Source organism: Cypionkella psychrotolerans (assembly GCF_001294535.1).
Classification (GTDB): domain Bacteria; phylum Pseudomonadota; class Alphaproteobacteria; order Rhodobacterales; family Rhodobacteraceae; genus Cypionkella; species Cypionkella psychrotolerans.
Genome location: NZ_LGIC01000037.1, coordinates 145,577 through 156,859, shown reverse-complemented (window position 1 = coordinate 156,859; position 11,283 = coordinate 145,577). Strand labels below are relative to the sequence as shown.

Annotated in this window: 15 protein-coding genes; 13 read left to right on the top strand and 2 right to left on the bottom strand. The window is 55.7% G+C overall.

Features of this window, described 5'->3' with window-relative positions; all coding sequences use genetic code 11:
- From AKV04_RS09340 to AKV04_RS09305, 8 genes are all read left to right on the top strand, one after another.
- Positions 1 to 395, top strand: a 395-nt coding sequence (locus tag AKV04_RS09340) for an IS3 family transposase (protein WP_156317437.1), incomplete at its 5' end; no start/stop codon positions are given.
- A 204-nt stretch (positions 396 to 599) separates the two neighbouring features.
- A complete protein-coding gene (locus tag AKV04_RS09335; protein WP_235815582.1) occupies positions 600 to 2,411 on the top strand; it encodes a site-specific integrase in 1,812 nt (603 codons plus the stop codon).
- Positions 2,412 to 2,477: 66 nt separating this feature from the next.
- Entirely contained in the window at positions 2,478 to 3,692 is a 1,215-nt protein-coding gene (locus AKV04_RS09330) for a phage portal protein (RefSeq protein ID WP_054006172.1), read from the top strand.
- Entirely contained in the window at positions 3,685 to 4,017 is a 333-nt protein-coding gene (locus AKV04_RS09325; RefSeq protein WP_054006171.1) for a gene transfer agent family protein, read from the top strand. Before AKV04_RS09330 ends, AKV04_RS09325 begins: the two co-directional genes overlap by 8 nt.
- Entirely contained in the window at positions 4,014 to 5,516 is a 1,503-nt protein-coding gene (locus AKV04_RS09320) for a phage major capsid protein (protein WP_054006170.1), read from the top strand. Before AKV04_RS09325 ends, AKV04_RS09320 begins: the two co-directional genes overlap by 4 nt.
- A 60-nt stretch (positions 5,517 to 5,576) precedes the next feature.
- Positions 5,577 to 6,137, top strand: a complete 561-nt coding sequence (locus tag AKV04_RS09315; protein ID WP_162232846.1) for a hypothetical protein — start codon at positions 5,577 to 5,579, stop codon at positions 6,135 to 6,137.
- 77 nt (positions 6,138 to 6,214) lie between these two features.
- The gene (locus tag AKV04_RS09310; protein WP_235815581.1) at positions 6,215 to 6,484 is read left to right on the top strand and encodes an HNH endonuclease; all 270 of its coding nucleotides are present in this window, start codon (positions 6,215 to 6,217) and stop codon (positions 6,482 to 6,484) included.
- A complete protein-coding gene (locus AKV04_RS09305) occupies positions 6,477 to 6,974 on the top strand; it encodes a hypothetical protein (RefSeq protein ID WP_054006167.1) in 498 nt (165 codons plus the stop codon). Before AKV04_RS09310 ends, AKV04_RS09305 begins: the two co-directional genes overlap by 8 nt.
- Before the next feature lie 76 nt (positions 6,975 to 7,050).
- Here AKV04_RS09305 and AKV04_RS09300 read toward each other — a convergent pair whose 3' ends face one another.
- Together AKV04_RS09300 and AKV04_RS26120 are read right to left on the bottom strand one after the other, a co-directional pair.
- Complete coding sequence (locus AKV04_RS09300; RefSeq protein ID WP_054006166.1) at positions 7,051 to 8,124, bottom strand: hypothetical protein; 1,074 nt, start codon at positions 8,122 to 8,124, stop codon at positions 7,051 to 7,053.
- Positions 8,125 to 8,225: 101 nt separating this feature from the next.
- Complete coding sequence (locus AKV04_RS26120; RefSeq protein WP_156317435.1) at positions 8,226 to 9,158, bottom strand: DUF2971 domain-containing protein; 933 nt, start codon at positions 9,156 to 9,158, stop codon at positions 8,226 to 8,228.
- A gap of 229 nt (positions 9,159 to 9,387) precedes the next feature.
- On the opposite strand from AKV04_RS26120, the gene AKV04_RS09295 reads away from it, so the two are divergent.
- Genes AKV04_RS09295 through AKV04_RS09275 form a run of 5 tightly spaced genes read left to right on the top strand, consistent with a single transcriptional unit; the run spans position 9,388 to position 11,282 of the window.
- Entirely contained in the window at positions 9,388 to 9,690 is a 303-nt protein-coding gene (locus tag AKV04_RS09295) for a head-tail connector protein (RefSeq protein ID WP_082351576.1), read from the top strand.
- The gene (locus AKV04_RS09290) at positions 9,690 to 10,145 is read left to right on the top strand and encodes an HK97-gp10 family putative phage morphogenesis protein (RefSeq protein WP_054006165.1); all 456 of its coding nucleotides are present in this window, start codon (positions 9,690 to 9,692) and stop codon (positions 10,143 to 10,145) included. Before AKV04_RS09295 ends, AKV04_RS09290 begins: the two co-directional genes overlap by 1 nt.
- Positions 10,145 to 10,573 (top strand): DUF3168 domain-containing protein, encoded by a 429-nt coding sequence (locus AKV04_RS09285; RefSeq protein WP_054006164.1) that lies wholly within the window; start codon positions 10,145 to 10,147, stop codon positions 10,571 to 10,573. Before AKV04_RS09290 ends, AKV04_RS09285 begins: the two co-directional genes overlap by 1 nt.
- Positions 10,573 to 10,884 (top strand): head-tail adaptor protein, encoded by a 312-nt coding sequence (locus AKV04_RS09280; RefSeq protein WP_054006163.1) that lies wholly within the window; start codon positions 10,573 to 10,575, stop codon positions 10,882 to 10,884. The genes AKV04_RS09285 and AKV04_RS09280 overlap by 1 nt, the downstream gene beginning before the upstream one ends.
- On the top strand, positions 10,881 to 11,282 hold the full coding sequence (locus tag AKV04_RS09275) for a P27 family phage terminase small subunit (protein ID WP_054006162.1): 402 nt from the start codon (positions 10,881 to 10,883) through the stop codon (positions 11,280 to 11,282). The genes AKV04_RS09280 and AKV04_RS09275 overlap by 4 nt, the downstream gene beginning before the upstream one ends.
- The last annotated feature ends 1 nt before the right edge of the window (position 11,283 follow it).

Below are 11,283 nucleotides of genomic sequence, written 5' to 3'. Positions count from 1 at the left end.
CCATGCAGGGTCGGACCTATACGGATCTGCCGTTGCAAGCCCTTCTGATGGCCGTCTGGCGCCGCAAACCGAAGACCAAAGTCCAAGTGCATTCCGACCAAGGCTCACAGTTCACCAGCTATGAGTGGCAGGAGTTCCTCGAACAGCACAATCTGACGCAAAGCATGAGCCGACGTGGCAACTGCTGGGACAACGCCGTCGCCGAAAGCTTCTTCAACCTGCTCAAACGCGAACGCATCCGCCGAAGAAAGTATAAAACCCGCAAAGAAGCCCGCCAGGATGTGTTCGACTACATCGAGTTCTTCTACAACCCGCAGCGCAAACACGTTAGGAACGGAATGCTGTCGCCGATCGCATTCGAGCAGCAGCAAAAACTGAAGCTGCAAGGTGTCTAGGAAACTCGGGGCTATTCAAAAGCAGAACCCGCAATGGCATCGCCATCGCTTTCAGCTTCAAACCAAACCTGCAAAGAAGTTGGCTGGGGCGGGAGGGCTTTATTACAATATTTTCTAAGTCCTTATTATTGCGTAACCATATGATAAACATTGCATATACTGAAAGAAACTGTAACACACAGATGTAACACACGACCCCTTCATGTGGAGCATTTCATGGCCCTAGTCAGCAATCTTCTTAGACGCGGTGCAAGCTATTCGGCCCGCATTCGTGTCCCGCTTGATCTGGTGCCGATCTATGGCAAACAGGAACTTGTGAAGGCTCTTGGCACTAGTAATCCCGCCGAAGCAAAGGTGCGGGTTCATCTTGTCGTTGCTGATTGGCAGCGCGAGTTTGACGACCTGCGAGCCCGCCGCCATCTTGCAGCGGGCGACCTAGAGAACGCTGTTTGGGATCACTACGAGGCCGCGCTCGACCGCGATGAATCTGCGCGGTCGATACTACCCGGTCAGGCTGAGATCGAAGTGGCCAAGGCTGATCTTATGGGAAGGGTGGACAGGGGCGAGATCACGGGCATTGATCCACTGACTTTGCTTGATGCGACGCTTGATTTACAGGTGGCGCAACAAATGGGCGAAGTCGCTGCCGATGCCCGAAAGCGTAAGCTGACCGAACTTCGCAAACATCTGGCTAAGGGCGAGACTGCCCTGATTGCCCATGAAGTAGAAGACTACCTGCGCCAAAACCGTCTGCATGTAGACCGATCAACGCCAGACTGGATCAGCCTTGCACGTCGCTTGATGCGGGCCGAGGCTGAGGCCCTAGAGCGCACCCTAGAGCGCGATGCTGGTGATTACTCCGGCCAACCCCGCGACCCGCTGGTAAGGCCCGCCACCGGCCCGCGCAGAGAGACTGCGAAGCCGGGTGAATCTATCATGGAAATTTTCGAGATCTTCGCCAGTGAGAATCCGCGTGGCGTGGCGCAAGATCGTGTCAATCAATGCCGCCGTGATATTGGCACGTTTGTTGAAATGATCGGCGAACGCCACCCCATCGCCAAAATCGACAAGGTGGCAGTGCGCGAGTGGAAACAGCTTCTGGTGAAGTATCCGGTTAAGGCCACCGAAACTGGCGTGTTCGCGGGCATGAATATTCGCCAGATCGTCAAAGCCAATGAAAAGGTAGGCAAGCCGGTGATCGCCGACCGCACTGTGAACCGCTACCTTTCCAGCCTTGGGGCTTTCTTGTCATGGGCGGTGAACAACGGTTATCTGGATAAAAACGCGACCGAGGGCTTGGCGCTTAAGAAGGAAACCAAGACCCCGACTGTGCCTTTCAACGCAGATCAACTCCAGATCCTGTTCAACTCGCCTTGGTTTTCCGGCTGTCAGAGTGATGATGAATGGCGCAAACTTGCTAAACCCGGCAATTTTCTAATTCGAGATCACCGCTTTTGGGTGCCGCTGATAATGCTGTTCTCTGGTGCGCGACCCGCTGAGATTGGTCAGCTTGCCGTTAATGACGTTCGGCAAGAGTTTGGGCATTGGATTATGCACATTACGACCGAGGGTGATAAAACCGATGAAGGTAAGTCGGTGAAAACCGCAGGTTCAATGCGGGTGGTGCCAATCCATCCTGAATTAATCCGGCTTGGGTTTATCCGATACCACGAAAGCCGCGTTAGAGAGGGCGGTAGCGCGCTATTTCCCGGCGCAGTGCGCAATGAGCGCGGGCAAATGTTGGCTGACCTGTCGCGAGAATTTGGCCGCTATCTTACCCGGATTGGCTTAAAAGCGGGCAGGGGGCTTTCACTCTATTCTTTCCGGCATGGTGCCGCCGATGCGCTGCGCCGTGGTGGTTTCTTGGATCAAGAGTTTGGTTTCATTCTGGGCCACACCGAGGGCAGCATGACCGGCAGATATGGGATCATGCCACAAGGGATGATTGAAAGACGGGCGGAACTGGTAAACGCGATAGCTTACCCCGGCTTAAATCTAGATCATGTAATAACATAACATTTCCTCTATTCGGGGAATCCACACTGTGGTATTATGATACCGTAGTGTTGTTATGAGTTCCGCATGGGTATCGCATCTAACCTCGCCCGACTTATCGGGCGAGGTGCTTCTGAAAAGAAATCAATCCGGCTGACAGATCCCGAGGCTTATGCGCTTTTCGGGATTGCTTCCGTGGCCTCGGGTGTGTCGGTGACACGCGAAAGCGCAATGCGTGTTCCTGCTGTGCGCAGGGCCGTGTCGCTGATCGCTGAATCTGTCGCCACGTTACCGTTCAAAGCCTACACCGAGGGCAAAGATCCCGCGAAGGATCATCCGGCTTATGGGCTGGTGCATGATTGGGCGAACGACTGGACTAGCGCAGAAGAGCTGCGCGAACAACTTACCAGTGACGCCCTGCTGACCGGCCACGGTTTCGCGCAGGTCAGCCGCAACGGTGAAGGTAAGGCGGTGGAATTGCACCGCATGGATCCCGGCGCGGTCAGCATTGAATATGATAGCTATGGCGAACCGTCCTACCGTGTTCAGCTTGCGAACGCTGACAATGCCGTGCTGCCGTTTATTGACGTGCTGCACATTCACACCCTGCGCGGTGTGTCGCCTATCACACTCGCCCGTGAAGCAATCGGTCTGGCGCTTGCCGCCGAAGGCCATCTTGCCGGGTTCTTCAAAAATGGTGGCCGACCCTCGGGTGTGATCTTGCATCCGAACAAGCTGGAATCCGACACCTCAAAGAAACTGGCAGGAAGCTGGTTTCAATCGCATGGCGGCGAAAACTCTGGCTCTACCGCTGTTCTTGATGAAGGCATGACCTTTCATGAGATCAACATGAAGCTTGCCGATGCTGAATTTTCCGAAGTTCGCCGCGAACAGGTGCGCGAGATCGCCCGAGCGTTCAACGTGCCGCCCGCGCTGCTTTACGAATTGTCGCGTGGCACTTGGTCAAACTTTGAACAATCGCACCGCGACTTCCTGACCGGCACCCTGCGCCCTTGGATTGCCCGCTGGCAGGCCGCTTACACTCGGGTGTTGTTGGCACCAGAGGAACGCGCCAGCTTCTACATTGAAGCCACGCCAGACGATCTGCTGTCGGTGGAGTTCGCCGCCCGAGCAACCGCTTACAGTCAATACCGCGCGATGGGTGCGATGACCGCCAATGAGGTTCGCGCCGGTCTGAACCTTCCCGCTATGGCCGAAGGCAATGGGCTGCAAAACCCCTTCACCTCGACCGGCACCACGCCAGCGCCAGATCCAGCACCCAAGGAAACCACCGATGAATAGCGAGATCACGCACCGCGCCTTCTTTGGTGATGGTGAACACGACTTCACCCTTACCGACCCGATGCTGGCAGAACTGGAAAAGATCACTGGCCTTGGCGCTGGTGCGCTTTATTTCCAGATGCTGACCTTGGCCTATCCAGCCGAGTATCTGCGCGAAATCATCCGGCTTGGCCTGATCGGTGGCGGTATGAACCCGGAACAGGCCAAGCGACTTTGTGATGCTTACGGCGTGAACCGCCCACTGGCAGAGACGCTGGCGCTTGCATGGGAGATCATGGCCGCGCGCTGGACTGGTGCCGCCAATCAGGCGCAGGTGCCAGCGTGACCGATCATATTGAAATCAAGGCTCTGCTGACCGTATCCGATGCGGGCGAGATCACTGGCACGGCTTGGCCTTTCGGTTCTGCTGATCGTGTTGGCGATGTAATCGAAAAGGGGGCATTCACCAGCCCCGCCATCCTGCCGATGCTCTTTGCACATGATCAGGCGCAGGTGATCGGTGTTTGGGATCAAATTGCAGAAACAGAAACTGGCCTGACCGTCAAAGGCCGCTTGCTGGTGGATGATGTAGAGCGCGCCCGTGAAGTGCGCGCCATGATCAAAGCAGGTGCGGTGACTGGCCTGTCTATCGGCTTTGTCACCAAAGACGCCAAACGCAGCGCCAAGGGCCGCACGATCAGCGCCCTTGAACTGCATGAAATCAGCATTGTTGCAGTTCCGGCCCATCCGGGCGCGCAGATCACCTCGGTAAAATCAGTAATCAGTGAAAGTTTGAACATGGAAAACGAAGATCCCAAGACCCCGGCGAATGCGCCGCTTATCGACACGAAGGCCCATGAGGCCGTGCTGGCGCGGCTGGATAAGCTGGAAGCCAAAGGCCAGCGCCTCGGTGCGCCGGTGATCACCCAGGGCGAAGACACGGTCCGCAAAGCCTTCGTGTCTTTCCTGCAAGGCGCTGACTTCGACAAGAAAGCCCTGACCGTTGCCAATGACGCACCGGCCTATGTGCTAGCACCAGAGGAAACCTCGGGCGAGTTCATCCGCAATCTGGTGGAGTTCAGCCCGATCCGTGCTATCGCCGATGTGCGCACGACCGCCAGCCACACGATCCTGTTGCCGAAGCGCACCGGGATTACCAACGCCCTTTGGGTTGGCGAAACCACCACCCGCACCGGTTCCGAACCGACCTTCGATCAATCCGATATCGTGATCAAGGAACTGGCGACCTTTGTGGATCTGTCGCTTCGGATGCTTGAAGATTCGGCTAACGTCGAAGCCGAAGTGCGCTTGGCGCTTGCCGAAGACTTCGGCGTCAAAGAGGCGCTGTCGTTTGTGAACGGTGCAACCGCCGTTGAACCGACCGGCTTTATGACCGCCGCCGGTATCGCAGAAACCAACAACGGCCACGCCACGGTGCTTTCTGCCGATGCCCTGATCAAGCTGTTCTATGCGATGCCCGCGACCTATCGGAACCGTGGCGCATGGGTGATGAACGGCACGACCCTCGCCGTCATCCGCACTATGAAAGACGGCAACAACAACTATCTGTGGCAGCCGTCCTATCAGGCAGGCCAGCCAGAAACGATCCTTGGCCGTCCGGTTGTCGAAGCGCTGGATATGCCAAACGTCGCATCTGCCGCCACGCCGATCATCTATGGCGACTTCAAAGCGGGCTATCGGATCTATGACCGCGTGTCGCTCGACGTGTTGCCCGATCTGCTGACCCAACGCACCAGCGGCCTTGCCCGCTTCCACGCCCGCCGCCGTGTCGGTGCTGGCGTGGTGCGCAGCGATGTGTTCCGCAAGCTGAAAATGGCTATCTGATCAGCCATGCTAGCGTTGCAGCCCGCTTCGGAGATCCTGCTTTGTCATGGCCCCCATGCCGTGACCTTGCGGGCTTCATTGCGGGCTGCCGTCGCGCTTGAAAATCTGCCGGGCGGAATTGCTTCCCTTTGGGATGATATCGCCCGCCAGAAGCTGACCCCCATTCATGCGGTGATCAGAGCCGCCGCGACCGATCGGCAAGAGGCCGATCGCCTGCTGGCCTACACCGCCACCAAACCGCTTGAGCGCTTCGCGGGCAGCGCACAGGCGGCTTGCCTCGCCCTTCTGTCGGTGATCCTAGCACCGGCACAGGGCGAGGCTACCCCATCTTCTGAACCCGGCCCTGAGATCACGCTGGCGCAGTTTTTCACCGAACTGTTTAGTCGCGCGACAAGCTGGCTTAGCTGGCCCCCGTCCGAGGTTTGGAACGCCAGCGTGGCCGAGATCGTCACCGCGCTGGAAGCCCAAGTCGACCGTGAACTTCGCAGATCCGGTATCAACACACCGAGCAAAGCAAACCCCGCGCGACCGACCAAAGATCAGCTTGCGCGCATTGTTGAACAGGGCTTCGATCCGACCTTTGATCGGCACGGGCTGCAATCACTGAAAGCGAAAATGTAATGAGCCGCCCGCCGCGCCTTTGCCGGTGTGGGGCGATTGTTCCCGCCGATGCTATCTGTGCCTGTCAGGCGGCCACCATGCGCGCCCGTAAGCGCCGCTTCGATGCTACCCGGCCAAACAGCCGCCAGCGTGGCTATACCCGCCAGTGGGAGGCCCTGCGCGTCGAGTTCCTGACCTTGCACCCTGTCTGTGCTTTCGCGGGCTGTGGGGCTGTCGCCGCGCATGTCGATCATATCAAGGCCCATAAGGGCGATAGGGCGTTGTTCTGGAACTGGAACAATCTGCAAGCATTGTGTGCGCATTGCCATAACAGCGTGAAACAGCGGCAAGAGCGGGCCGATGTCTGATCGTGAAGAGAAGCAGAGCCGAGAGCGGGATCTGTGGCGAGAGGTGCTATTTCGCGCCGTGGCGGATGCCGAGCTTGAACCCTCGCAAGACGTGATCGGCGGGCGCGTGGCGAGTGATGTAAGAGACGCCCGCGATTACCTGATAAGACCGAGCAAGGATCTTGGCCTCGTTTGCTCTAACGCCGGTCTGGATATGCAGGCGGTGATTGAGGCCGTAAACAGGCGGCTTGCCCTTGCGGCTACGATTGATCTGAATTTCAGGCCCGATCAAACAGGATTGTCAAAGGGGCATTGTAGAACGGGCAGGCGAGGCCGCAGGGGCCGCACGATCACCCACAACGGCGAAACTCTGACTATACCGGAGTGGTCGAAGCGCACGGGCTTGGGTATGCCCGTGATCTATGCACGGATTAGCAAGGGCTGGCCTGTCGATTCCGTCCTGAACCCCATCGCGTTGCTTGGGCGCAGGGCCAAACTACCCGAGGCTTAGGTGGTGGATCCTATCATACGCCACGGCGATAACCGTGGCGCGCATATGAGAGTGCCGGCAGAATAGCCTACATGAACTAATTGGGCGCGGGCTTTCCAGTCTTAATTACAATGTCAAGGATAGACGTTTCATCTAGTTTCTTTATGTCTGAATTGAGTTCCGATGCCTCCGCTAACCATCCCAACAGGTGCATCGTGTTGTGATATACCTTTGTCATAACATCCAAAACATCTCGAACATCGCTCCCATCCACTAAGATAGGCCGCCAATATTTGAAGTGATTAGGTGTTCCCTCAATCGCCACAATCATCGCTGTTCGTTCTGGATCTCTAGAGCCATAGGGATGTCTATGAACAACGCTGTTTCTTATAGTCGATGCCCATTGCAGCCAGCCATTTGTTTGTATTCTAGATCCAGTGTTGTCAATAATAATAAGTTTGGTTGATAGCAGATGTTCAAGCATTTTATCATGTGGTAGTTTCTTCGGGTTGAGGTTTTTCACCAAGGTTGCCATACTATCTATATCCTTCGAGAGAGAGCAACGGCGTGCAATCAATGTGGCTAGGTAATCTCTTGCTGATCCGAAGTGCAGAAAGAAAGAATGAACATTTGCAATGAAGGCAAAGTCTGACATGTGTGCAAACTTATTTCCAATAGACTTTTCATCGCGCAATGACTGCACCAACTGCCCATTGTAGTGATTGCAAACTGCAGCGATGCTAATATCCATTGATCGCAAACTGGCAGTTAGATAGTGCGCATATCTCTTTAAGATCTCATGTTTCGACCCGGATTCCGCTTTCATATTTCCTGCAATCGTTTGCCAAACATCAGTTGTTGGCAGTGGGTTGCGTTTTGACACTGGATAAACGGACATGAAAGAATTCATTTCGAGGCCGTCGATGGAGCTATGAACCTCATAGCCAATAGGCGCTAACTTCATACCTGCCATCAGCTTCTGAATGTCAGCAAAAGTGAATATTCCGGCCCTGCATGGTTTGCCTTGATGCAAGCTAGGTTCGTATGACCATTCATCGTCACTCAACTGCCAAACCTTGAAGCCGCCAGTGTAGTTGGTGCATTTTGTTTGATGATCATCCTCATGATCTATGATCTGGATATGCTCTACTTTGTAGTGGCTAGTATTCATAAAGGTTTCACCTGTCGCGATCTGGTTGCCCGGTTTTAAGACGTTATCAGAAAATGCCGCAAAGACGGTTTAGGTCATTTCTCAGTATGCGCCCGATCTTCTCAAAATTCTCCGCTGTCAATTATCGATTCAACAATCCTCGGATCACTCCATATTTCGCAACCGACTTCCTCAGCTAATGCGCCCGGTCGATCGGGATCAATCAACAGGATTCTTAACTCCTCTTCATGACTGTAATCAATTGCCTTAACAAACATAAGATTAAGCCATTTATTAACCCTATCCGCTTCTTCGTTTGATATTGTGTGACCGCCAATCACTATTCGGCGGTCTTTCCTCCCATACTGCACTTTTCCAGCAATGGCAGTTAAATGCTTTAAGCGGCTTGTTTCAAGCACATAAGAGCTTATTGCTGCTAAAAGTTTCTTCAAATCATAGACGGCGTAGGCTCCTATATCAGGATTGCCTCTGTCGCGTATTAAACTCGCTCGTTCACGATCAAAAGCGCCAATTGACGAACAGCAACAGTAGTCATTTGCGATATACTCATACACCACGGGTTCGTCCGCTCCCTCTATGGCAATCCCGCTTATACCACCACCTTTACCATCTTCAATATGGTAAAGCCCATCTGAGCTTTCATAAACATCGGTTTGCAAGCCTTCTCTAGTGTCGCTGAATCTTCCTACAAGCGCTTTATCCTTTGGCCGATACTGCGAAACTGTTCCAAACTTAAATCCTCCATCCCGCACTACAGGAAGTAGATTGAGGCAAAAATGACGAGTAATTGTCGCAACACCTCTAGGGAAAATACCCTCTATTTCATTCAACGTTATCTTAGGAGCATTCAGTTGCTCTTTAGTGATGATTGCGGCAAGTGGTCCTGAACCGTCCGTGTGCGATCTAACTCGGACTAGCGTTGTTTGAGCAGACGACGCACTTCTTTTTCTCTGATCAGGCTGCACAATGGACGTGAAGCCGGGTTGCGTTAGCGAAGTAGTTGCCAAAAGAAATCTCAGGAACGGCAGATTCATAGATTACCCTTAATGATTCGATGTTCAATTATTTCTTGTCTATTGCTCGCAGATAGAAAACGCCCACGCAAGATTCGAGGCAGGTGGGGGGGGGGGTATCCCCCAACTTTCACCCTATCAAGGGAACCGGCGTGTGAAGCGTCGCGCAGGATTTTCGATAATATAACTTTCGCAGAGTGGGGTATTATGATACCGTAGTCACAGTTTGTTCCCGCTGTGAGTAACGAGTATGACCCTAGACCTCGACCTAATCCGGTCGCATCTGAATCTTGACGACACGCGCGACGAGGCGCTGCTGACCCACTACGGCAATGTGGCCGAAGCTTGGGTGCAAGCCTACACCGGGCAGCCCTTCACAGTTGATAGCGCCTTGATGGTGCAGGCGGCGCTTCTTCTGATCGCGCACCAATACGAAAGCCGCGAAGCTGTGGCTTTTGCCAGTGCATACCAGTTGCCGTTTGGCGTCACCGATCTGCTTTCACCGCTGAAAGTCCGCGTGACGGGCCACCTGTCCGCGCCCGAGGCGGCATAATGGCTCGCTATGTCGAAGGATCTGAAGCGCTTTCGCGGGCTTTGTTGGGGATGCCACAAGCAATTCTGCTGGCATTGCGTCCGGCGCTGGCAAGATCAGCCGCCGAGATCGCAGGCGATGCCCGCGCGCTGGCTGAAACATCGCGGCGATCTGGCAGCCTGCTAGAGTCCATCGACGCGACCGGACCCGGCGAGACGACCCCGCCTTATGCAGCTAACGGTGGCAGGCGCACCGCCGAGGAAGGTCAGGCGTTTGTTACTGCTGGCGATGGCAATGCCCGCCACGGCCACCTAGTCGAGTTCGGCACCAAAGAGCGCCACCACAAAGACGGCACCAGCACCGGCGCGATGCCTGCGAAACCCTTCCTGTTGCCCGCGTGGCGGCTGAATAAGAAGCGCGTTCTGAACCGGCTGCGCCGGGTGATCCGGGCCGAAATCAAGAAAGGTGCCGAGTGATGCTTGATCCTTCCTTCGCGCTGCAAACTCTGATCGGTGACAGGCTGGCGGCTGATACCCTGATTGCGCAGCATGTCGCGCCCGAGAACATCCGGGCGAGTGCAATCCGGCCCGGTAACATGCCCGCAATCGTGATTGCACCCTCACAGGTTCGACTGCTTGGCCGCGCTGGCAACGGGCAGATCGTGGCCGAGGTGCGCGCCATGCTGCACGTTTGGGCCATTGAAGACGGCTCTACCGTGGCGCAGGCGGTGGCCGGTGCGGTGATGATCGCGATGATGGATGCACCTCCGGCACCAAACGCGGGCTTCACTATCGTTGAATGGGCGCGGCCAGATCTGGTGTGGATGCGAGATCCTGACCCGGCACAGGCTTACACGCAGGGCGTGGTGGCACTGCGCGCGGTGATGCAATGGAGGGCCGATTGATGCTGGCGGGAAAGCTTCGCCATCCTGTAGAACTGCAACGCATGGCCGAAACGCTCGGGCTGGGGCGAAAGGTTCAACAGATCTGGACAACGTATGCCACCGGGCGCGCAGAGCTTCGGCAAGCTGGTGTGTCCGAGTTTCTGACTACCTTCGGCGAAGGCGTGTCGAATAACGCGGTGTTTGTGATCAGGTGGCTGCCCGGTGTGTCGGTATCTGATCGTATTATGCACGGCGGCAAGGCGTGGAATATCGTCGCTATGGCCGAGATCGGGCGCAGGCAGGGGCTTGAACTGCGGGCGGTCGCGGCATGAGTAAACACCTTCGCGGGGTAAAGCCCAAGATCGCCGCCGATCAGGAACCGCTTATCAAGGTTCCGCGCCAGCCGTCCTATTTTAGCACCTATGCCGTGGCCGAGTGGAAGCGGGTTCTGCCGGTGCTGGTGGCGCGCCAAGTGATCTGCACCGCCGACATGGCGCAGGTTGAAACCTATTGCTGCATGGCGGGGCTGGTGCGCCAGATCGAAACCGAACGCCAGCTTGCCGGTGGCGTGGTGGACGTGAAGCTGTTCGGGGTGCAGAACCGGGCCGCGCAGACCGCGCGACAGCTTGCAGCCACGCTCGGGCTTGATCCTGTCAGTCGAGTGCGGATGAAAGGACTCGAACTTTTACCCGGCGATGGCGACACGTCACCGAACCCGCTGGATATCTGAT